20 protein-coding genes are annotated in these 22,300 nt (G+C 65.5%); 11 read left to right on the top strand and 9 right to left on the bottom strand.

Translation table 11 applies throughout. The features are described from left to right. Positions 1-44: 44 nt before the first annotated feature. Complete coding sequence (locus PLZ73_07725) at positions 45-557, top strand: hypothetical protein (protein ID HOO77763.1); 513 nt, start codon at positions 45-47, stop codon at positions 555-557. Here PLZ73_07725 and PLZ73_07720 read toward each other — a convergent pair. The 8 genes from PLZ73_07720 to PLZ73_07685 form a co-directional block, all read right to left on the bottom strand. Beyond that, a complete protein-coding gene (locus PLZ73_07720; GenBank protein ID HOO77762.1) occupies positions 457-1,125 on the bottom strand; it encodes an NYN domain-containing protein in 669 nt (222 codons plus the stop codon). The genes PLZ73_07725 and PLZ73_07720 overlap by 101 nt on opposite strands. 38 nt (positions 1,126-1,163) lie before the next feature. Then, positions 1,164-1,760, bottom strand: coding sequence for a hypothetical protein (locus PLZ73_07715; GenBank protein HOO77761.1), 597 nt, complete (start codon positions 1,758-1,760; stop codon positions 1,164-1,166). A 60-nt stretch (positions 1,761-1,820) separates the two neighbouring features. Further along, positions 1,821-2,243: a hypothetical protein gene (locus PLZ73_07710; protein HOO77760.1), complete on the bottom strand. Its 423-nt coding sequence runs from the start codon at positions 2,241-2,243 to the stop codon at positions 1,821-1,823. Between the two features lie 118 nt (positions 2,244-2,361). Continuing rightward, positions 2,362-3,489, bottom strand: coding sequence for a hypothetical protein (locus PLZ73_07705; GenBank protein ID HOO77759.1), 1,128 nt, complete (start codon positions 3,487-3,489; stop codon positions 2,362-2,364). 77 nt (positions 3,490-3,566) lie between these two features. Continuing rightward, complete coding sequence (locus PLZ73_07700) at positions 3,567-4,304, bottom strand: N-acetyltransferase (protein ID HOO77758.1); 738 nt, start codon at positions 4,302-4,304, stop codon at positions 3,567-3,569. 98 nt (positions 4,305-4,402) lie between these two features. Continuing rightward, positions 4,403-4,894, bottom strand: a complete 492-nt coding sequence (locus PLZ73_07695) for a molybdopterin-guanine dinucleotide biosynthesis protein MobB (GenBank protein HOO77757.1) — start codon at positions 4,892-4,894, stop codon at positions 4,403-4,405. Further along, the gene (locus PLZ73_07690) at positions 4,891-8,514 is read right to left on the bottom strand and encodes an alpha-amylase family glycosyl hydrolase (protein ID HOO77756.1); all 3,624 of its coding nucleotides are present in this window, start codon (positions 8,512-8,514) and stop codon (positions 4,891-4,893) included. The genes PLZ73_07695 and PLZ73_07690 overlap by 4 nt, the downstream gene beginning before the upstream one ends. Next, positions 8,471-11,296 carry a HEAT repeat domain-containing protein gene (locus tag PLZ73_07685; protein HOO77755.1) on the bottom strand — a complete coding sequence of 942 codons (2,826 nt, stop codon included), beginning with the start codon at positions 11,294-11,296 and terminating at the stop codon, positions 8,471-8,473. Before PLZ73_07685 ends, PLZ73_07690 begins: the two co-directional genes overlap by 44 nt. 183 nt (positions 11,297-11,479) lie before the next feature. Between PLZ73_07685 and PLZ73_07680 the strand changes: the two genes are divergently transcribed. The 10 genes from PLZ73_07680 to amrS all read left to right on the top strand — a co-directional run bounded on the left by PLZ73_07680 (position 11,480) and on the right by amrS (position 20,154). Then, entirely contained in the window at positions 11,480-12,871 is a 1,392-nt protein-coding gene (locus PLZ73_07680) for an MBL fold metallo-hydrolase (protein HOO77754.1), read from the top strand. 18 nt (positions 12,872-12,889) lie between these two features. Further along, a complete protein-coding gene (locus PLZ73_07675; GenBank protein HOO77753.1) occupies positions 12,890-14,362 on the top strand; it encodes a B12-binding domain-containing radical SAM protein in 1,473 nt (490 codons plus the stop codon). 56 nt (positions 14,363-14,418) lie between these two features. Then, positions 14,419-15,114, top strand: a complete 696-nt coding sequence (locus PLZ73_07670; protein HOO77752.1) for a tudor domain-containing protein — start codon at positions 14,419-14,421, stop codon at positions 15,112-15,114. Positions 15,115-15,134: 20 nt separating this feature from the next. Then, the gene (locus PLZ73_07665; GenBank protein HOO77751.1) at positions 15,135-15,755 is read left to right on the top strand and encodes a hypothetical protein; all 621 of its coding nucleotides are present in this window, start codon (positions 15,135-15,137) and stop codon (positions 15,753-15,755) included. Between the two features lie 5 nt (positions 15,756-15,760). After that, positions 15,761-16,297 (top strand): flavin reductase family protein, encoded by a 537-nt coding sequence (locus PLZ73_07660; protein ID HOO77750.1) that lies wholly within the window; start codon positions 15,761-15,763, stop codon positions 16,295-16,297. Between the two features lie 3 nt (positions 16,298-16,300). Continuing rightward, the gene (locus tag PLZ73_07655) at positions 16,301-17,143 is read left to right on the top strand and encodes a hypothetical protein (GenBank protein HOO77749.1); all 843 of its coding nucleotides are present in this window, start codon (positions 16,301-16,303) and stop codon (positions 17,141-17,143) included. Further along, on the top strand, positions 17,136-17,882 hold the full coding sequence (locus PLZ73_07650; GenBank protein ID HOO77748.1) for a DNA alkylation repair protein: 747 nt from the start codon (positions 17,136-17,138) through the stop codon (positions 17,880-17,882). The genes PLZ73_07655 and PLZ73_07650 overlap by 8 nt, the downstream gene beginning before the upstream one ends. After that, the gene (locus PLZ73_07645; GenBank protein ID HOO77747.1) at positions 17,879-18,775 is read left to right on the top strand and encodes a hypothetical protein; all 897 of its coding nucleotides are present in this window, start codon (positions 17,879-17,881) and stop codon (positions 18,773-18,775) included. Before PLZ73_07650 ends, PLZ73_07645 begins: the two co-directional genes overlap by 4 nt. 186 nt (positions 18,776-18,961) lie before the next feature. Beyond that, complete coding sequence (locus PLZ73_07640) at positions 18,962-19,180, top strand: hypothetical protein (GenBank protein ID HOO77746.1); 219 nt, start codon at positions 18,962-18,964, stop codon at positions 19,178-19,180. Then, entirely contained in the window at positions 19,177-20,154 is a 978-nt protein-coding gene (amrS, locus tag PLZ73_07635; GenBank protein ID HOO77745.1) for an AmmeMemoRadiSam system radical SAM enzyme, read from the top strand. The genes PLZ73_07640 and amrS overlap by 4 nt, the downstream gene beginning before the upstream one ends. A 152-nt stretch (positions 20,155-20,306) precedes the next feature. Here amrS and PLZ73_07630 read toward each other — a convergent pair whose 3' ends face one another. Then, positions 20,307-22,295 carry a hypothetical protein gene (locus PLZ73_07630; GenBank protein HOO77744.1) on the bottom strand — a complete coding sequence of 663 codons (1,989 nt, stop codon included), beginning with the start codon at positions 22,293-22,295 and terminating at the stop codon, positions 20,307-20,309. Between the last annotated feature and the right edge of the window lie 5 nt (positions 22,296-22,300).

Raw genomic sequence — 22,300 nt, 5'->3', positions numbered from 1 at the left:
CGTGAAGCCAGCGCTTAGATGGAATCGTCACGAGGAGATCGATAATGCGGGTAGTGTACGGAATGGGGTTTTTCCTGCTGGCCCTTCCGGGTTGGGCGCGGATCCAGTCCGCCGACCCGGCGCGGGCGGCGCGCGATCGTCTGGAGATGGTGCGGGTGGAAGAAGTCGCCCTGCCTTCGGGGGCCGTCCTGGAAGCGTGGTACCGCCCCGAGCGTAGGGAAGGATATACCTGGATCGAGGGGAGGTTCGACGAAGCCGGCCGCTACCTTCCCGGTTACTGGGAACCGATGGAAACGGAGATCCGATACGGCGGGGAGATGGTCTGGGTGCCGGGGCACCGGGAAACCGCGGAATGGGTCCCGGGTTACTGGCGGGCGCCCGAACGCCCCGGTTTCGCCTGGGAGGCGGGCTATTTCGACGACGCCGGCGACTGGCACGCCGAGTACTGGAAGCGGATCAGCTCATATCCTCCGGAAGAAGATCCTCATCCTCCCTTTCATACCCCCCGCCCCCTGGAGCCTCATAGTCTACCACGGGTTTTCTCGCATCCTTTATAAGCAGCGACTGGTCGATGGCGATATACTGATCGGAAGCGGCTTTCAGCTCCCCGGCCGTGCTGCGGTCGAAGGAGAAGATCTCCACCCGGCACCCGCCGCTCTTGAGGTATTCGACCAGGGGAATGAAATCGCCGTCCCCCGTCACCAGCGCGACGGCGTCGACGCGGGGCGCCACGGCGACGGCGTCGATCGCCAGGCCCATGTCCCAATCGCCCCGGGCGGTCCCGTCGGGACGCTCGCGCAGGATCTTGATCTTGGTTTCGTAGCCGAAGCGCCGGAGGGCGTCGATAAAGGCCGTCTGATCCACCCCTTCCTTCTGCACGATGTAGGCGACCAGGCGCACCAGGCGCCTCCGGGACACGATGAAATCCCGGAGCTTGTCGAAATTGATCTTGGAGTCGTAGAGGTTGCGCGCCGAGTAAAAGAGGTTCTGGACGTCGACGAAGACGGCCAGGCGCTGCGCTCTCTGCCCGAACTGCGGAAGCCGGGCGCCGAAGCGCGGCCCCGCGCCCCTGGGTTCGGTTCTCCCGTATCCCTGCTCTTCCCAATCGATCCGTTCGTTTTCCATATCGGCTCCTTTGCTTGATAGGCGCAGCCGCGGCTCCTTTACCGCAGCTTCCCGGCCATGAAGATAACCGCCGCCGCCAGCACGGCGGCGGGCAGAAAAAGGAAAAACCCCCGCCAAAAAAGTTCCCAGGGGCCCGGCAGTTCGAGACCCGCCGGGGCCGGGGGAATGACGATCTCCCGTTTCGCTTCACCGCAGCTGAGCGCCGCGATCCTGCCTCGGCCTTCGTCGTACTTGATCCGCGCGCGGGTGAGCGCGGCCAGGGCCCGGTCCAGGTTCTCCTTGACCTCGGCGGCCTGCCAGCGCTCCTCTTCTATCGACTGAAGTTCGTCCAGAAGGGAACGGAACACATCCCGATAGGACTCGGCCAGGGAGCATGATTTTCTCAATTCGCCGCTCTCCCGGTCCAGCACCGCCGCCGCCTGTTCCAATGCGGCGATAAGTTCCCGGCGGTCGCGGACGAAGGCCCCGCGCTTTCTCTCCAATATCTCCAGCTCCGCCTTCTGCTTCTGGAGGTCTTCCTGTTGCCGTTTCAGGAAAACGATCTCTTCCCCGGTCCGGTCGACCAGTTCGGCCAGATCGACGGGGTTCCCCGCGCCGCGCGCGCCGTTGGCGGTTTTCTCCGGAATTTTGGGCATCGATACTCCTTCCCGGGCAGGGAGGGACCGCTTCGGCCGGACCTCCCGGCGCCGGGTTTCTTAATAGCGGTTCAGCTCGGCGTAGCCGTTGGTATAGGTGGTTTCGCAGTCGTAGCCCGAAAAATGCAGGGTCATCCTGCCCCCGTTCACGTCCCCGTCGCCGGAGATGTCGCCGGGGCAGAAAGCCGGGAGTCCGACATCGAAAGTAAACGAATCCCCGTTCACCCGTCCTTCGATGGTGCCCCCGCCCTCGTCGCTGGTGGCGAAGGTTCCGGAAATTCGGTTTCCGTCCTGGTTGAGGGTCATCCAGATGAACCCCCCCGCCTCGGCCGAGGTGTAGGTCCCCCTCCAGTTCCCGGAGATGTCGGCGGCGGGTTCATCCCCTCCCCCGCTGCTGCTGCTGCACGAGACCAGCGCCGCGGCGGCGCCGATCAGGATCGAGGGCAGTAACAGCCGGAACGCCAGCCTGTTGCCGTGTTTCATTTCGACCCCCCTTTTCTTTCGTCTGCGGTTTGGTCCGCGCTTCGATGGTGCAGTATCCTCAAGTCCCCTCCCCGGCGGCAAGCAAATAATTGCCGGATCCCGGCGGATACTGCACCGGTCAGAAATTGACCAGCAGAAACGCTCCCAGCGCCAGGAACAGGAGGCCGGTCAAAAGTTTGAGCAACCAGGCCCACCGGGAGCTCCATTCGCCCAGCCGGATGCGGCCGCTCCCCCAATACGTGATCGAAAACACCGCCACCAGGGGGAAGATGAAGGCCAGGCAGTAGAGCAGGAGGTAGGCGAAGGCATGGGCGCGCAGGGCCGGTTTCTTCATGATCATGATGATGGTGGGGAGGTAGACCTGCCCGGTACAGACCAGCTCCAGCAGAGAAACCAGAAACCCGGTGACGAAGGCGGAGGCGATCAGCCGGGGTGAGGTGAGTTTGCCGGATAGCACGCGCTGAATCCGCCGCAGGAACTGATCGGGAAGCCTCAGGCGCGCTTTGCTCAGTTCCCGCGACCGGTAGACCGCCGCCGCGTCGCGCAGGGTGATCAGGCCCAGCGCCACCGAACCGACCCCGACCAGGAGGTAGATCACGTCGGCCAGGGTGCGGTAGCGGGCGCTCTGGAGGACGACTCCGAAAAGCCCGGCGCCGATGAGCAGGTAGGTGAGGAAGACGCCCAGGGAGAACGAGAGGCCCGCCCGGAGGACCGCGCTGCGGGTGCCCCCGGTCACGGTCAGAAAGGAGATGAGCATGACCATGACCGTAAACGCGCAGGGGTTGATTCCGTCGATGAGACCGGCGGCGGCCACGGTTCCGGGGGCAAAGAGGGAAAATTCCTCCTCCGCGGTCCGTTCCCGTTCGGGCGGCGGAGCTTTGTCCAGGAATTCGCCCGAAAGGATGAGATCCTCCAGGTTGTTCCGGACATCGTCTTCCCCCGCCAGGAAATGCCCTCCCACCGCCAGGGCGGTGGGATCGTCGCTGGTCTTGCCCGTCCGGTCCTCCCAGGCCCAGAGCAGTTCCATGCCTTCCTGGGAAGTGATGTCGCGATCGGTCAAATCGAGCGTCAGGCCGTATTTGTCGGCGAGTCCGGCCACGAACTCCCGGGTTTCGCGGCATTCGCGGCAGCCGGGGGAGAAGAAAAAATCTCCGGCGAGAACGGTCTCGGATTCAGGGTAAGCAGGTTGGACCCCCAGCCAGAACGTGATCGCCGCCAGGATCGGGAGAATGACGTTTCTGATCATGCCGACTGCCCGAAAAACCGGGGAGCGCCCGCCGGGGCGGGCGCCCCCCGACTTCTCTCCGGAACGCCTTCCCCGGGTCAGATGTTTACTCCCTGGGGAAGCTTGAGGGTGTCGTTTTTCTCCATCAAGTCGTCCGGGACCGGGCGCTTGATCTCGGCTCCGACCATGTCGGCCAGGTAGTTCTTGACCCGGGCATCCCAATACTCGCGGGTGATGTAGAAGATTTTGGCGCCGCCCAGTTCGTGCTGCATATCCGGCCACGGGTAGGAAGGCTGGCACATTCCCAGCCCCCAGCGCTTGAGCCCGTTGATGCTCTCGTAGGTGGCCCAGAACTCCTGCTGTTCGAGTTGCTCGAAGCAGTATTCGCATTTGGCGTAGTACATGACCGCGCCCGCCCTCATCCCCCGGGCCAGGGCCATGGTATGCAGGGAGATGTTGATGTCTTCGTCGAAGAGCCGGCCGTTGCAGAACGCGACCAGTTCGCCGTCGACGCAGCCCACGAAGGTATAGGGATCCTTGAGGCGCTTGCGCTTGACGCCCAGCAGCTCCGCGTAGATCCGGGCGCTGACGATGTCGTAATAATCCTTTCCTTCCGCGAACTGGGGGCTGTCGAGGATCTGGCGCAGATAATCGCAGAGCAGATCGATCTCCTCCGGTTTGGCCTCGCGGATAACCATGTCCTTGCCTTTCAGCGTGATCCAGCAGGGATCGAAAGGTTTGAGCTGCATCGGCGGGGGCTGGAGCAGGGCTTCGATCTCCGAGGCCTGGAAGACGATCTCTTCCTGGGATACCTTGCAGGGAGGCGGTACCTTCATCGCGTTCCTCCTTTCCCCCGGCTTCAGCCGGGGACTTGAAATTGCGGCCCGGAACCCTCGCCCGGGCCGGCGGCCGACCGCAGGGACTCTACCATAAGTCAGGTTGCGTCCGCCAGAACCTTGGCAAGAAATTCGACCAGGGCTTCCGGCTCCCCCGGTTCGAATACCGGCGGCCCCCCGTCACCTCCCCTCTCCTTCCCCACTTCGGCCACGACCGAAGGGTCTTTGCGGAAAAGCAGGGGGGATTTTCCCCGCGCGTCCTGGACGACCACCCGGGGGACCGGGTCGAGATACCCTTCGGAGATGAGGAGGTCGACGGCGTTGAAATAGCGGGCCGCCGCCCGGCGCAGCGGGGTGAGGCCCGCGATCTTCTGGGGAGGGACGATTTCCCGTCCCCGGCTGGCCAGAACCTGGACCGCCCCCGCCGCCGCATAGTTCCGAGGCGCCCCGCCGGCTTCGTCCCCGGACCCCAGAATCCGGTGCGAGACCACTCCCACCCGCCATCCTTTCCGGCTGAAACCGCCGACGAGCGCGACGATCGTCGCTTCGCGGGAGAGAGCGTCCCCCCCCGATACCGCCAGGAACTTCACCGCCGTTTCCGTTTTCGGGCAGCCGCGGCGGCGCGCCTCCGCGGCGCCCGGGCCCGGGCGATCTCCCGGATAAATTCCTTGACCTTGAACCCGGCGGCTTCGGCCAGTGTCTCCAGCCTCCCGGCGGCCCGGTAAAGAACCAGCCCCTTCACCCGCGGAGCTTCACCCGCGGCTCCCGCCGCCGCTTTTTCCAGGACGGAGGTGGCGAAAAGCCAAAAGACCATCCGGGAAAGACTTTCCCGGTCGAACCAGAGGGTATCGGCGTACCAGTTGAAGCGCAGGTAGCGCCGGACGACGTCGTCCCGAAAAACCTGGGCGAAAAGATACAGGTGGTTTTTGGTTTTGATCTTCCGCAGATCCGTGAATTCGGCCAGCATGATCGTGAGCAGGTCGAGGTCGTCGCGGGCCGCGGACCAGTCGCCGCCGAGTTCTTCGAGAAACTCGATCACCAGTTCGTCCAGGTACCATTTTTTCATGCGGGATACTTCGACGGTATTGCGGCGCCCGCCCCCGATCACTTCGCGCAGACAGGACCAGAGCATCAACAACCCCAGGGGGCGCGGGGGTGCGCCGGGGAGCCGCCGGAGCTCCAGGAATTTCCGGAGGGCGGGGCGGCTGTAGCGGCTGCTGGTCCAGCCCGGGAGGTTCTCGTCCCCTTCGAGAAGGAAAATCGCCTCCAGCGCCCTTCGGCTGGTTCCGACCGCTTCTTCGTCGATACCCCCTCCGTAGCCGGAGGCGGCCGCGAAGAGAGCGGTCAGGACCGGATCCAGGATCGCCTTCGCCCGGCGGCCGTATTCGTCGGGGGTTCGGCTCTCCCTCGCCGCCGCGAGCATTTCCTCGACGGTTGTGCGGTTGTAGAGGGACCTGAAAGCGGCGTGGAGGGGTCCGAAATGAAGCTTGCGGATCTCATGGTCGAGGTTGGGCACGCCCCGGCCCCTGAGGTTCCGTTCCAGGGCGCTCAAGGCCCGTTCGGGGCCGTCCCGGATGACCCTGAAGTCGGCGAATACCTTGACCTGGTAGGGCCCGAGGCGGGTAAAGAAACCCTTTTCCTGCAGCTCCCGGCTGGACCGGATATATTCCAGGCCGCTGCGCAGTTCCCGGAAAAGCGTGAAATCCTCCTCGCCGGTTCTGAGGGAGAGGCCTTCGGCCAGGGTCGACTGCCTGAGCCCGGTCTTGCGGCCGCCTCGTTTTTCGGCCTGGGCGGCCGAAACCCGGATCCACCCCGCGGTATCGGCGTAGAGGTTATGGTAGAGGACCAGCGCCCGTTCCGCGCCGTGGCGGTTGGAATAGGCGAAAACGTTTTCGTCGACCGCGCCGGTTTCCCGGAAGAAATCGTAGAGTACGAAGTTTGCGACGTCGCTGAACAGGTAACGTTTTTTCAGGAGAGGAAAGATCTCCCGCTCGTGGCGTTGGACCAGACCCCGGTTGACGGGTTCGGCCTGGGTGGCTCTGAGGAATTCCATCCCGTACTTCTCCCGGAAACCTTCGATCTGGCCGTGCCCGAAAAGGGGAAGTCCGGGGAGCGTGGCCATGAGGGAGCAGACTCCGAAGTATTTGTCCCCGTCCCCGAAGCCCTCGGCGGCGGTGGCCTCGTCGGGGTTGGACATGAAGTTGACGAACCGCTTCAGAATCTGAGGTTCGAACTCCAGGAAATCCTTGAGGAGGGTGCGGTATTGGGAGTTGTTCTCCATTTTGAGCATGTTCATGAACGCGCTGTTGTAGACCCGGTGCATCCCCAGGGTGCGGACGAAGTAACCCTCCAGGAGCCAGAAAGCTTCCGCCAGCAGCAGGGTGTCCGGAACCTCGGCCGCCACCCGGTCCACCACCTCCCTCCAGAACTCCTTGGGAAACCGGCGGTTGAATTCCGCGGGCGATAGCCCCCTCCCCGCCCGGGAGGGAATGTCCCCTCCCGAGCCCGGGGGCGGGTACCAGAGCCGCTGGAAGTGTTTCTTGGTCAGGACCATGGCGGCGTCGAACCGGATGATGGGGAACGACCGGGCGACGTGGATGATGGTGCGGATGACGGCTTCGCGGACCTCGCGCTTGAGATAGTCGAGCTGGGCGGTGTCGTTCCAGGGCATATTGGTGCCGTCGTTGCCGTGGTACAGATACCGGACGTCCCCCGTCAGGCGGTCGACCCGCTTGAAGACCACGGCGGCGTCGGTGCGGGTCCAATAGCCGTCTTCGATATAAACCGAGATCCGGGGGTCTTCGGAAAGGTTGGGCCCGTTGAAGCCGTATCCGGGAAAGGGGGGAACCCGCAGCTGCACGAACCAATCCGGATGTTCCACCACCCACCGCGAGTAGATTCCGGTGTGGTTGGGGACCATGTCGCTGGCCATCCGCACCCCGCGTCGGATAGCCCGGGATTTCAGATTCCGGAGGGCTTCTTCGCCGCCCAGGGCGCCGGCGATCGCGTAATCGTAGAGGGAATAGGCCGACGCCCCCGCGTCGGGATTTCCGCAGGTCTGTTTGATCGTTCGGGATACGCGGCTCTTCTCCCAGATCCCGATCAGCCAAAGAGCGGTGAACCCGCGGTCGCGGAGCAGATCGAGTTCCTCGTCCGGCACGTGGTCGAGTCGGCTCAGGCGGCGCCCGTACTTGCGGGAGAGTTGGTCGAGCCAGACATGGATGTTTTTCACCATGAGGACGACGCGCGGCATCCAATCCAGGTCCGGGCTGAAGGCCTCGTAGTCCTCGGGGTACCCGCGCGCCGCGCCGCCGCCGGGAAGCGGCAGTCCGGCCCCGGCGGTTTCCGCGGCGCCGCCCGGGCCTCCCCCCGCGTCCCGCCGCTCCTTTTCCTCTTCACGGATAATGTCGCGGCCGACCAGGAGGCGGCCGAGAAGTTCTTCATTCAGGTATTCGCCCCAGTGGCGGTAGATATACTCGAGTTGATCCGAAAGCGAATGAGGGGCGGCGACGATGGGTTCGACCAGGAAAGAAACCAGGTCCTTGTTCCCCCTGCCGAATCCGGGTTGGGTTCTGAAGAAGGCCCGGAATTCATCCATCAACCGGCGATAGCCTTCCCGGTTCTCCAGGGGGGATTCGTCGAAGAACTCGGCCACTACCGAAAAAGCCGGATTGCGGTTGGCCAGGCCCAGCATCAGCATCTCTTCCAGAATCCGGCGCCGGTTGAGCTGCCCGGCGGTTTTCCCGGCCAAATACGCTTGAGGGGATTCCCCCCCCCGAACGACAGAACTCCCCGGGAACTCTTCGACGAAGGCGAGCCGCAGCCCGTCGAGGGCGCCGGCGCCCAGGGTCCGTTCCAGGTGTTTTTCCAGAGTGCCCAGGGTCCCGGGGCGTTTGGCGCGGCGGTAGAACCGGACCATATAATGCCAGATCTCGTCGATCAGGCCGATGGCGTTGACATCCCCCGCCCTGACCGCGTTTTCCCCCGGGCGCCGGGCGTTGATCTCGGCCACGATCTCCCGGACGGCGTCTTGATCGGAGATGACGGCGTTGCCGTCCAAGGCGTACAGCAGAGCGGAGAATCCGTAGCGCTCCCGCGCCCGGCGGGAGATGTGAAACTCGGCCTCGAACCCGCCCCCGGCCCCGCCCCCGGGCCGGCGGCCGGCGCTAGTGAGCCCTCTTCCAGTAGCGTCGCCATTCATTGGCGTCATAACCAAAGTCTTTTCCGGTCAGCAGCTGGAGCGAGTGCGCCGCCGCTTCCCGGACGGCCGGTTCCAGATCTTCAAGGGTGTCGATCAGGGGTTCTATCACTCCCTCTCCTCCGAGTTTCCCCAGCGCCCCCGCCGCGGCGGTCCGGACCGCGGGCTCCCGATCGTCAAGGGACATTATTAGCATATTGGAGGCCTCCATGGCTCTTAATTCTCCCAGGCGCTGAGCCGTTATTGCCCGGGTTTCGGGGTCGGGACTCCGGAGCCCCTCCAGGAGGGGGGCGATGGCGCCGGCTTCGCCCAGGGCTTCGCCCGCCAGGTCCCCGGTCGCATCGTTGCGTTCCGCCGTCGCCTCGACCAGGCTCCGGACGGCCCCGGGAGTGTCGAGCGTCCGCAAAGCCTCGACGGCTTTTTCCCGGACCTCCCGGTCGGGGTCGTCGAGCGCCTTGGTCAGGGCGGGGACCGCGTCGGGGCATCCCATCCTGCTCAGGGCGTCGATGACCGTGCGCCGGACTTCGACCGAAGGATCGCCTCCCAGGCGATAGAGGGACTCGGCGATCCAGCAGTCTTTTCTTCTTCCCAGGGCGGCGGCGGCCGCCGCCCGCACCGGAGCGCTGTCGTCCTGGAGCGCTTTCAGAAGAGGGGGTATGGAACGGGGATCGGGCAGTTCGGCCAGGGCGGCGGCGGCGGCGGCGCGCACCGGGGCCTGGGGATCGCCGAGAGCGTTCATGAGGCCGGCGACCGAACCGGGGTCTCGAATTTCTCCCAGGAGCCGGACGACCGCTATTTTTTTATTCTCGCCCGCTTCCGGAAGAGCTTCCAAAAGCAGGGGCGCGGTTTCCGGGCCCCCGATGGAGAGAATTGCTTGCGGGACCGTCGCTCCCAGGAGGGGATCCCTTACTCCCAGAAGCTTGATCAGAGCGGGGATCGCCCGGGCGTCCCGGGACCGGCCCAGGGCATCCACGATCTTGCCGCGCCGCCGCCAGTCCCCGCTTTCGAGCATGAGCAGCAAACGTTCCACCAGGGGAGCATCGCCCAGTTTCCCGGCCTGGCCGAGCGCGTAATCCGAAATTCTGAAATCGGGGGAAGCGAGGGCGCTATAGATCAGGTCCGCGGCTTCTTTGTGTTCTTCCTCGGTCCATTCCGGGTCGAGCGAGGTCAGGGAATCCAGGGCCGAGGTTCTGACTTCCTGGTTCGATTCCAGCGCCAGCCGCAGAAGAGCCAGGGCCGCCCCCCGGTCGCCGCACCGGCCCAGGCTCTTTGCCGCCGCCGCCTTGACCCGCGGGCTTTCGTCCCCGAGCAGCCGGATCAGGGTTTGGGCCGCCGTCGCTCCCCCCAGCCTTCCCAGTGAGGAAGCCGCTTCTTCGCGGACGGCGCGGTTCGAATCGGAAGCGATGCGCGCGATCTCCGCCGCCGCTTGCGGCTCCCCCAAGCCGCCTAGGGCGCGCACGGCCAGAACGACGGTTCGGGGGTCGTCGTCGTTCAGAAGGCGCAAGAGGGCTTGCGCCGTTTCCGGGCCCGGATAGTTCTGCAGAGAAACCGCCGCGGTTTCCCTGACCCGCCAATCGGTGTCCGAGAGCAGTTTCATAAGCACGGGTACCGCGCCGGGGCCGCGGTTGCGGGCCAGCGCTTCGGCGACGGCCTGACGCACCGCCCAGTCGCGGTCCCGGGCTCCGGCGCCGACCCGGGAGAGGAAACCGGCTCCGCCGTGCTCCCCCAGGTAGGCGACCGCCAGTTTCCGGACTTCGGCGTCGGAATCGTTCAGGCAGGCGGCGACCTCCTCCTCCGCCACCACCCGGTGATGTCCCAGCCAGAGAATGGCATACCGGCGGCCGGAGCTTTCGCGCGCGCGCAGCAGTTCCAGGAAACGGTCTGCTGTTCCCGGGTCGTTCCGGGGCGCGAGCAGGGCGAAGGCGGCTTCCCGGACACGCCAATCCGGGTCGGCCAGGAGGTTCAGGACCGGCCCCGCAGGGAACCGGTCGTTGCGCCCCAGGATGGCAAGAGCGGCGAGCCGGATGCCCCGGTCCTCGTCATCGAGCATGGCCGCCAGTTCCGGCCGCTTTTCCGCGTCGGGCAGGCCCCCCAACGCTTCCAGGGCGGTCTTGCGGGCGAAAACGCCGGGGGCGCTCAGGGCCCCGACCAGTGGTTCCATCAGCCAGTCGCGCCGTTTCCCGGCAACGATGTAGGCCGCGGCCTTGCGCACGTCCGAAGAGGGGTCGTCCAGTGCGCCCACCAGCAGATCGGCGGTACGGGGGGTATCGATTTGATCGAGGACGGAGAGGGCGCTGGCGCGGACCGCGGGGTCCGGATCGTCGAGCAGGAGCCGTTTCAGGATCGGATATGAAACGGAATCGCCCATTTCGGCCAGGCCGCGGGCGGCCGCGGCGCGTATCGCCGCCGTGGCGGAGGCGGCGGCGGGTTGGAGAACGGCCAAGGCTTCCCCGGGGGCCAATATTCTGGCCAGCGCCCGGGCCGCCTCTTTGCCGGGGGATGTACTCACCGCCCCGCCGGTGGCCGAACGCATGGTCAACAGGGCGTCGTCGTCGAGCATGCTTTTCAGATAGGGAACGGCGGCCAGAGCTTCGCCGCCGGCGTCCCCGAGCGCGAGCGCCGCCCGGCCCCGCTCCAGGGGGACGATGGAGTAAAGTGAGCGCATCCGGGAATATATTGTTTCGGGAAGGTTCTCGCGGTCCAGGGGGGGAGGCAGGCTGGGCTGGGCTCGGAGGAACGGAGCCAGGGCCAGCACGATCAACCCCAGGGAGATTGTCCGGACGGCCGCTTGCAAAGAAATGTTCCTCCGATAGATGTCACCCGATAAACCCGTTGCGGTAACAGCGGGGTAGCCCGACGGTATTTTTTCGCATAGGCGCCGCGATTGCCATGTTTTTCCCGCGTCTACCCGGGGTCCGAATTTGATTCTTTCCGGGAGAGGGGCTATACTGGGAAAAAATCAACCCGGGAGACGGCGATGCGATTAAGCTTTCTTGGTGCTGCCGGAAACGTCACCGGATCCAGGTTTCTCCTGGAAACCGGCTCGAAAAAGATACTGGTGGATTGCGGCCTCCACCAGGAGAGGGACCTTTTGGACCGGGATTGGCTCCCCTTCCCCGTCCCCCCCGCCCGGATCGATGCCGTGGTTCTGACTCACGCCCATCTCGACCACTGCGGCTACCTCCCGCGCCTGGTCCGGGAAGGGTTCAAGGGGAAAATATTCTGCACCGAACCCACCGAGGAAATAGCCCGGGTGGTGCTGATGGATTCGGCCCGGATCCAGGAAGAAGACGTCGCCTTCAAGCAGCGTCGGCACGAGCGGGAAGGCAAGACCGCGCCCCATCCCTACGAACCTCTCTATACCACCGAGGATGCGGAAGCGGTTTCCCCGTTGTTCTCTCCCTCCGTTTACGGTCTCGACGTCGATGTCCTGGAGGGGGTCGTCTGCCGTTTTCACGACGCCGGGCATATCCTCGGGGCGGCCGTGGTCGAACTCAGGATCAGAGAGGAAGGGGATGAGAAGACGGTCGTCTTTTCCGGCGACATCGGCCGCTTCGGAAAGGTCCTGCTCAGGGACCCGACCCTCATCCCCCGTGCCGACGCCGTAGTGGTGGAATCGACCTACGGCGACCGCAACCACGAAACGCCGAACGACGCGGTGGATAAATTCGTGGAGATCGTGGTATCCACCAGGGCCAAGGGAGGGAACATCGTCATCCCCTCCTTCGCCATCGAGCGGGCCCAGGAGATTCTTTACGCCATGGACGTTCTCCTGGGCAACGACCGTATCCCCCATTTGATCACCTTCCTCGACAGCCCCATGGCGATCAAGGTGACCGAGATCTACGACCGGTATCCCCATTATCTCAACCCCGCGGCGCTGCGCCGGGCCCCCGGCGCTCTCTTCGACTTTCCCCTGCTCACCCTCACCCGGACCGCCGCCGAGTCGAAGGCGATCAACCACATCAAGGGGAGCGCCATCATCATAGCCGGCTCGGGGATGTGCACCGGGGGGAGGATCAAGCATCATCTCCAGCACAACATATCCCGGGCGGAATCGACGATTCTCTTCGTCGGCTACCAGGCGGTGGGAACCCTGGGCCGCTACATTCTCGGCCGTCCGGAGTCGGTCCGGATCTTCGGCGCGTCCCACCCGGTCCAGGCCCGGATCGAGCAGATCAGCGGCTTTTCCGCCCATGCGGGTCGGGACGATCTGTTACGCTGGATGGACGGTTTCGGGAATACTCCCCGCCGGGTCTTCGTCGTCCACGGCGAACGGGAATCGTCCCAGGCTTTCGCTTCCGCGCTACGGGAGAGGATGAAAGCCGAGGTCGCCGCTCCCGAGTACGGGGAGACGTTCGAGTTCTGAGCCGGCCCGGCGCCGTCCGTGTCGGGGAGGCGTTCCGCGATCAAGGCCCTGCTCCTCAATCCCGGTATCTTCGATTTCGCCGCCTACGACCTCTGGGCCCGGCCCCTGGGCCTGCTCCGAGTCGGAGCCCAGCTCCGCCGCTGGGGCTGGGAGACGGTCCTGGTCGATTTTCTCGACCGTTTTCACCCGGAGCTGGGCGCTTTCTCCGCCTCCCGCTACGCCCGCTTCGACGCCTACGGCTGCGGGAAGTATCCCCGCGAGGAGATCCCCCCTCCCCCGGTCCTGGCCGGATTCGGCCGGCGGTATTTCCGGTATGGGTTTCCTCCGGCGCTGGCCCGGGAAACGCTGGCCGCGGCCGGCCGCCCGCGTCTTATCCTGATCGGATCGGGGATGACGTACTGGTATCCGGCGGTTCGGGAAGCGGTGGACCTGGCCCGGGACGTCTTTCCCGGCGTACCGGTGGTCCTGGGAGGGATTTACGCCCGCCTTCTCCCCGCTCACGCCGCCGCCGTCTGCCGACCCGACCTGGTCCAGGCCGGGCGCGGCCCCGCTTCCCTGGCCCGGTCCCTGGGTCGCCTGGGTTTTCCCGTCGCGCCCGTTCCCGGGACTCCCCCGCCTCCGGATTACGGTCTCCTCCGCGATCGAACCGCAATACCGCTCCAGCTCTCCCGCGGTTGCCCCTTCCGCTGTTCCTACTGCGCGGGCCCGCTCCTGGAGCCGGATATAGCGGGAGAGGACCCGGTCCGGGCGGCCGATACGGTCGCCCGGGAACGCGATCAGGGAACCACCGACTTCGCTTTCTACGACAACGCCCTCCTCCACTGCGCCGGGACCGCCCTGCGCCCGTTTCTCCGGGAAGTGCTCCGCCGGGGAGGGGGTTGCCGGTTCCATACCCCCAACGGTCTGCACGCCCGTCTCCTCGATCCGGAAACGGCGGAACTGATGCGCGCCGCCGGTTTCGCCACCGTTCGCATCGGCTTGGAGACCGTCGATCCCGGGCGCCAGATGGCGACCGGGGGCAAGGTCGCCAACGCGGATCTGGAACGGGCGGCGCGCCTGCTGCAGGCGGCCGGTTTCGAGCCGGGCCGGATCGGGGTCTATACCCTGCTCGGTTATCCGGGCCAGACCCCGGCCGAGGTGGAAGCGGATATCGGATTTGTCCATTCCCTGGGGCTGAGAACCATCCTCGCCGCCTTCTCGCCCATCCCCGGGACCCGTACCTTCGGCGAACTGCAAGCGGCCGGAGCCGCCCCCGAGGAACCGCTTCTGCAGAACAACACCGTCTTTCCTTCCCTGGGGGGCGTATTCACCGCCGCCGAGGTCCGTCGGCTACGGGAGCTGGCGGCGTCGGCCAACCGCCGGCTGCCCGGCGCCGCCGGGCGGGACCTGCGGCCCTCGCCCGCGGAAAAACGCTCCGAGCGGGCGCCGACGGAGCCGGGCCGGGAAGAACCGCGGACGGAATGGTCCCCCGGCCTTTCCGATTATGGATGATTCCACGCCGGGTTCGCTGTAAGCTTCGGGCGGCACGGGAACAGCAAGGAGGGGCGATGAAGAAATGGACGCCGGTTTTACTGGGCGCCGCGCTGGCGGTTTCGGCCGCAGGCGCGGACGAGCCCTCGGGGAGCCCCGACTCCCTGGAGGGAATTTACCGGGTTCAGGGGGAGAATTACGAGGGGACCGTAGCCATCCGCAGAAAGGGGGAAAGCTACGGGCTGACCTGGACCATCGGGAAAGCCGTGCACCGGGGCGTCGGCATGAAAACGGGCGCTTTTCTGGCTTCGAGCTGGCCCGGAGGCGTGGTGGTGTACGAAATACTGCCGGGTGGGACCCTCTCCGGGCGCTACCCGGGGGCCGACGGCGCGCTCCAGGCGGAAACGCTGACGTTCCAGCGTCCCCTTCCCGTCCTGCCGCCGTCCGGGCCGTGGAACCCCGGGGATTCGGTGCTGGCGGATTGGAGCCAGGACGAGTACTGGTATCCGGCCACGGTCGGGAAGGCGGAAGCCGACAGGTATTACGTGGTCTATGACGACGGCGACGAGGAATGGACCACGGCCGAACGGCTGACCTTCGACGATATCGAGGAGGGCGATACGGTTTTCGGGAACTGGCGCGGCCAGGGGGTCTATTACCCCGGGAAAATCAGTCTTCGCCGGGGCGGGGAGGTCCATATCGTCTACGACGACGGCGACGAGGAAGATACGACCGTATCCGCCGTCAGGGTGGTCCGGCCCCGGCCGGAGTAGCCCCCGGAAGAGGGAAGACCGTGCGCGGCATCGGTTGCCTGAGTTCGGTTCTGCTGGCCGCCGCCCTCTCCGTACGGGCGGGGGAAGAACCGGTGCCGGCGGGAGGGGAGGAAGTCGAGATCGCTTGCCCCAACCCGGCCGGAGGCGAACCCGTGCTCCTGCGGGCGACGGTGCCTGCGGGCTGGAAGCGGAATCCCGGTTTCGGAACCGCGGTCTTTGAGCCGGCGGACGCGGACGACTTCAGCGATCCCCCCCGGATCGAAATCCAGGTCTTATGCGAGGGAGAGTGCGGTCCGGAAACCGTGTCCGCCAACATCGACGGATACATCGAGAGACTCGAAACCGGATGGAAAAAGCTTTCTACGGGCCGGGCCGCGCTCGACCGCCAAGAGGGCACGGTTGAGGTCGTCGCCGACGAACGGGCTCCGGGGGGCCGGCTCCTGGAAGTGAAACTGACCTATCCGGACGGCGTTTCCCGGGCAATGTACCCGCCCCGTTATTGGATATACCGGTTTCGGCACGACACCGGGGATCCTTATTTCATCGTCGCCGTCGGCAAGGTCCCGATCGACGCGGCCGGACGATTTTTAGCCGAGGTCCGCGCTTCCTGCCTGAGCGTGGGCGCACGACAAGGGAGGTGACGTTGATGAGCCGCACTCCGTATCCCCTTTCCCGGGTGTACGGGCTTCTGGAATCGGGGCCGGTGGTCCTGGTGGCCACCGCGGCCGGGGATAGGACCGACGTCATGCCCCTCTCCTGGCACACCATGATCGAATTCGAACCCCCGTTGGTCGGCTTCGTCCTCAGCGACCGCAACCATTCCCACTCCCTTCTGGAAGCCAGCGGGGAGTGCTCTATCAACATTCCCGAGGCGCCCCTGGCCGCCGCGGTGGTGGGCTGCGGAAACTGCTCGGGAGCGAAGGTCGACAAGTTCGCGCGGTTCGGCCTCACCCCCGTCCCCGCCGACAAGGTGAGCGCTCCCCTCATCGAAGAATGCTTCGCCGGCCTGGAGTGCCGGGTGGTCGACCGGCGCCTGGCCGCGGATTACTGCTTCTATATTCTCGAAGTGGTCGGGGCCCGGGTCGACCGCTCCGTGAAAGAACCCCGGACCCTCCACCACCGCGGCCGCGGCCGGTTCATGGTCGCCGGCGAGCCGATCGAAATCGAATCGAGGAAGAAATAAGACATGCCCGGGAATCGGACCCTTCTGAAAATCTATCTACCCACATTGATCGTGTGGGCCGGCTTGGCGGTCGCGTTGTGCTACGTCCTGGTCTTCTGGTGGGCGAGGACAGCGAAAACGCCTTACATCATGTATTGCCTCTTGGGAAGGCCTCTCGGGCTGGAAGGGATGTTCCTGAGAGCGAGCCCCTTCGCTGTGACGCTCATCATCTACGCCTTTTTCTGCAGCCTCTGGTGCCGGCTCCGGCAGGGGGTGCGCATTGCGATGTGGGCGGTGTTGACCGTCGGCGGTTTGACCGCCGCCCGAGAGTCCTTGCTGGTTTTCAGGATGGCCGATTTCATCAAGCGGGCTTCCCAGCCCCCGCAGTACCTCGAGCACATCGTCGCTCCCGACGGGAAGCGCCAGTTTGTCCTCTACACCGACCGGGTCGGAATCGACGACGAGACCTGGTACGTGTTGAAAATCGACTCGGACGTCGATCCCACCACCCTTCGCATTCCCCGGGGGTTCGTCAACGCCGGCACTCCCGAGGAAAAAGAGTGGGCGCAGCGCACCCTTTTCTGGAATTGGACGGAAGCCGGCCACCACCGTCGGGACCCGCACCTGAAACTGGTGAAAGACCGCTACCTGATTTTTGTCCGAGGGGGATTGAACCACGCTCTCTACGATCTCGAAACCGACCGGGTGTTGATCGAGGACGGCAGCCCCTGGCATAGCCTCGTTCATTCTCCCGAGTACCGATCCCTCAACCCCGAGCCCGGGCGCAAGGCTATGGCCGCCTTAATGGACGACTGGGTGCGTAAGAACCTCCACGGGCCCATCGAGGAGATCGTCAAGGGTGAATAAGCGATCGCCGACGGCGAGCGCGAAAGAAATCGCCGCCGAGCTCCGCGCTCTCGCCGACCCCGAGCAGGCGGCGCGGTCCCGGCGGTTTTTCAAGACCGGGCCGGGGGAGTACGGCGAGGGTGACGTCTTCCTCGGCATCCGGGTCCCCGTCATCCGCCGCTGCGCCCGGGCCCGCGCCGGCGCGCCTCTGGGAGAAATCCTGAAGCTGCTGTCTTCGCCCTTTCACGAAATCCGGCATCTGGCTCTGGTGATGCTGGTCGCGGCCTACCGCGCGGCCGAGTCGGCGGTTTCCCGGGGAGAAATCTATCGGGCCTATCTGAAATCGACCGACTTCGTCAACAACTGGGATTTGGTCGACTGCTCCGCCGAACATATCGTCGGGGCCCATTTGTGGGACCGGGACCGGGCCCCTCTGGCGAAGCTGGCGGCCTCGACCGGCCTCTGGGAACGCCGGATAGCGGTCATGGCCACCTTCCATTTCATCAAGCGCCGGGATTATTCCGAAACGCTCGCCCTGGCCCGGAACCTGCTGGACGACGGGGAGGATCTGATTCACAAAGCCGTGGGCTGGATGCTGCGGGAGATCGGGAACCGGGATCCGCGGGCGGAACTCGGGTTCCTGGAAGCGCACCATCGGGAAATGCCGCGGACGATGTTGCGCACCGCGATCGAGAAGTTCCCCGAGCCGCAGCGCCGGGCTTGGCTCCGGAAGCGGCACGACCGCGGTGGAAGACGATGAACCGACGGGGCCGGAACCCGCGTCGCGCCCCCTCGCTGGCGCGGGCGGCCCTCTCCGGCCGGGTCTACCGTATCCGCGAACTGATCCGCGCCCGTCGCGCTTTCTCCCGCAGACTGCGTATTCTTTTCTCCGAGAAGAAGGATTGGGAGAAACCGCTTCGGGCCGGGTTCCGGTTCACGGGGCACGAGGTTTTTTTCGGGGAACTTTCCCGCGCGGCGGTATCGAACTGCGATCTGGTCGTACCCCTCACTATCGCCGACCTGGCGGTCCTGAATTCCATGCGCGACGCGGTGGCCGCCAACCCCCTGCCCATCCCGGCCCAGGACGCGGTCCGGCTCTGCGAGGATAAAAGCCGGCTGAACCGCTTTCTCGCGGCGGCCGGTTTCGCCGGGTCCGTGCCGGCGCTGGAGGCGGTTTCCTCCTTTCCCTATATTCTGAAAAAAAACGTCGACGGATGGGGGGAGAACACCCACGTCGTCCGCAACGCCGGGGACGAAGAGAGATTTTCGGATCTTCTCGCCCGGACCGACTATTTCCGCCAGGAACTGGTGCCCGGGAATCGCGAATACGCCACCCATATCGTCTTCAGGAATGGGAGCGTGGTCTGCGCTCTGGACGTCGAATATGGATTCGAGACCCCGCTGCCGGTCAAAGGCAAGGACCGGCCCGTTTATACCCGGGTCCGCCGGTGCCCCCACCTGGCTCTCTTCGGAGAGGTGCTGGCCGCCATCGGCTTCCAGGGCCTGTGTTGCTTCAACTACAAGGAACGCGCGGGGCGCCCCATGCTCCTGGAGATCAACCCCCGTTTCGGCGCCAGTCTTGCCCCTTTCTTTTTTTCGTTCGTACCCCGTCTGTTTGAGCGCCGGCGCCGCGGCCCGGGCGGCATGGTATAATCGCGTCGCCGGAGAACGGTTTTTCGGGGAGATTCGACGTACCCGTTTGAGGGGAATTCTTCCGCCCGGAAGGATTCGCGTCCCGGGGCGGTGACGGGCGGATGAACGCCCGCCGGGCCGCGTTCGTCAAATATATGGGTGGTTGCTTGCTGCCGGATATGCCGAAAATAAGGAGAACATGGCGGATTGAACCGAAACGCGGGTAACGTCGTCCTGTCCGCGGCGGCCCTGACCGCCTTGGCTCTGCTTTTCGGGGGCGGAGGCTGCGGAAAAGGAGGTTCTTCCCCGGGCGGCGCCGGCGCCGGCCCCTCCCCCGCCGCGCAGATGGAGGAAGATCAACCTTCCGATTATGCCGCCCACGGGATCATCCCCCATCCGGCCCGTTTCTGGGAGAAGAGCGAATGAGCGCCGGTTCCGTGCAATGTCTGCTCTGTCCCCGCGCCTGCCGCCTGGCTCCGGGCCAGCGGGGGGATTGCCGGGTGAGGGAGAACATCGGCGGGGAATTGATGAGCCTGGTCTATGGCAACCCCTGCGCGGTGCACCTCGACCCCGTGGAGAAGAAACCCCTCTTTCATTTTCTGCCCGGGACCTCGATTTTTTCGATCGCCACCGCGGGGTGCAACCTCCACTGCAAGGTTTGTCAGAACTGGGAAATTTCCCAGCGGGGACCCGAGGAAACCCGGAACACCGACCTTCCTCCGGAGCGGGTGGCCTCGGCCGCGAAAGAGAACGGCTGCCGGTCCATCGCCTATACCTACAACGACCCCGTCGTTTTTTACGAATACGCCTACGATTCGTCTGCGGCCGCCCGCCGTCTCGGACTCAAGAACGTTCTCGTCACCGCCGGCTATATCAACGAAGAGCCTCTGCGGCGGATCTGTCCCCTGATCGATGCCGCCAACGTAGACCTCAAGGGAGACGATGCTTTTTACCGGGCTTACTGCTCGGGCACCGCGGCGCCGGTCCAGCGGGCGCTGGAGGTGATGGCGAAACTGGGAGTCTGGCTGGAAATAACCAACCTCATCGTTCCGACTCTGAACGATTCCGACGACCGGATCACCTGGCTGGTCAGGTGGATCGCCGCCAACCTGGGCCCCGACGTCCCCCTGCACTTTTCCCGGTTTCATCCCATGTACAAGCTGAGCAATCTACCGCCCACTCCGGCGGAGACGCTGATCCGGGCCCGCCGGATCGCCCTGGCCGAGGGGCTCCGCTACGTTTACATCGGAAACGTTTCCGGCATCGAGGGACAAGCGACGGTCTGCCCCTCCTGCGGAACCGAAGCCGTGGTGCGAAACGGTTTCCGGGTCCTCAAGAATACCGTCAGAAACGGAACCTGCTCCGCCTGCGGCGCTCCCCTCCCCGGAGTTTGGGAGTGAAAACGCGGATCTGACCGCCGAAACAGGAGAAAGTCGATTCATGGAAAAAATCAGCCGTAGACAATTTCTGAAACGGGGGGCGTTGCTGGGAATCGGCTTCTTTGCTCTCCCCCTGTTCCCCCGGCGGAAATCCGCATCCGCGGCCCGGCCGGTCAAGGCGCGCTTTGCCCGCCGCTTGGCCGGCTGACCGGGGTAGGCGTCGGCAGCGCTCCGTCTCCCGCCCCGGAGGAATCCGCGGTATCGGCCCGGCCGGGGAGAACGGTCTCATCGCGGAAAGAGAGCGGAGGATAGGAAATCTTGGCCAGGGTCCGGGCCGCGTCTTTCCAGACCTGTTCCCAACGCGTATCCCGCGCAGCCCGCCACCGTTGGGCGCTTTCGGCATCGGTGGCGGCCTCGGCGGCGTTGAACGTTCCGGAAACCAGTTCGCCCCCGGCGTCGGCGACGGCATGAAAGGCTTCGCTCGCGGTGCCCACCGTGGCTTCCGTCAGCCCCGCGGCGATTTTTTCGCCGTCCGCGGTGGCGGCCCCGACCACGGTCGTCCCCAAGCCTTTCCCCAGGGAATAGATCATGTTGAAAGCCCCGGCCCCGACCGTCCCCACGGTGTTGATGGTGGTCGCCCCGATCTGATATCCCGCCTTCCCTACTCCCAGGAACACGTTGCCCACCGCTCCTCCGGTTCGGGTGAGAATCCCGAAAAGCACGCTGGAGGTGTCCACGCTCGGGTGCCGGGGGCTCCCCTCGATCCGCAAAGTCAACGGCGGCGCCCCCGATCCGTCGGCCTCGACCGTGACCAGGCAGTCGAGCCGGTGCGGGGTCAGGCCCAGGTCGACCCCGGCGTCGACCACGTCTCCGCCTAGAGCCTTGCGGGTTCCGGCGGGCACCCGGTCTCCCAAGGTGTCCAATTCCAGGGATACGATGCGGAGAACGCCGGAGATCAGGGGTATCTCCCCGTCGATGGGGCCGGCCTTGAGCATGATTCCCAGCAGAGCCTTGGGAAGCTGGCCCTGGCGGATCCCGGCCCTGAGTTCGAGCTCCGCCGGCGGCAGGGCCGGTGCCCCCGGGGAAGGTCTGAGACGGACCGCCGACGCGACGATCTCGATGTCCGAGCCTTCCAAAGCAAGGAAAGGGGCGTCGTTTCGGGTCTTCTCTCCCGGTCGAGCGCTGAGGTAGTCGCGGTAGGCGAACTTCCCCCCGCTTACCGTCAGTCTTCGTATCTCCATCGGGGGCGGCCCGGCCGGGGCGGGCCCTCCTTCCCCTCCGTCTCCTCCCCCGTCGCCGGTTTCGGAGGCGAAAGCCGCGGAAATATTGAAAATCCCCGACCGGCTCATGATCAGCAGCGCCGACGGCTGTCCCACGGCCAACCGTTCGATCTCGATCCCGTCGGCGAAGGAAAACGGCCCGAATTCGGCCTCCAGTCGCTGAAAGGTGAACAGGGGCCCGGTCCCGAAATCGGCCGGCTGGGAAAGCGTCCCTCCGCTCAGCGCCAGGGAGCCGCGGTCGACGAAGACCGGGACCTCGAAGGCGGTATCGATCCGGGCGCCGCTGACATGGAGATCGACGGTTTTAACCGCCCCCGCCGGCATCGGGGCCGCCGCGCGGGCCGAGCCCTGGGCCGGCGGGAGTATGCGGTGAGTGAAGCTTCCGCCGCGGAGGTCCAGTGCGCCCACCGACATGCGGAAACGACCGGCGTCCCCGCCGTCGTCAGCATCCGAGTCGGAGGCGGGGTCGTCTTCGGAGGGGAAAGCCTCGGAGAAATTGAGGCGCCCGGCGGCGTCGGTCACCATCGCCGCCGTCGGGCCGATGAGGGTGCACGTCGTCACCGCCGGGCGGCCGCGCAGGAGAGAGCCCGGGCTGAACCCGAGCTCCAGGCGCTCGAAGGCGAACATCGGTCCTTCTCCGAAACCCCGAGGTTGGGCCATGCGGGCCCGGGCGGCTTCCAGGCGCCCGCCGCTGAAGGAAATTCTCAGCCGTTCCACGCGGGTGTCCAGTCCCAAAAACCGGGTCGCGGTCCAGGAGACGATTTCGGCTCCGTAAAAAAACAGCAGCAGCCTGGCCCCGAGGGCGGCCGCCGCCAGGCCCAGGACCGTCTTGAGAACCCAGTGCCGCCGTTTGTTCGGTTTCTTCCGGTCGGAGCAGCTCATCGCTG

The sequence above is a fragment of the bacterium genome, from assembly GCA_035380285.1.
Classification (GTDB): domain Bacteria; phylum Auribacterota; class Erginobacteria; order Erginobacterales; family DAOSXE01; genus DAOSXE01.
Note: the sequence above shows the minus strand (reverse complement) of the source record. Positions and strands in the feature narration are given on the sequence as shown.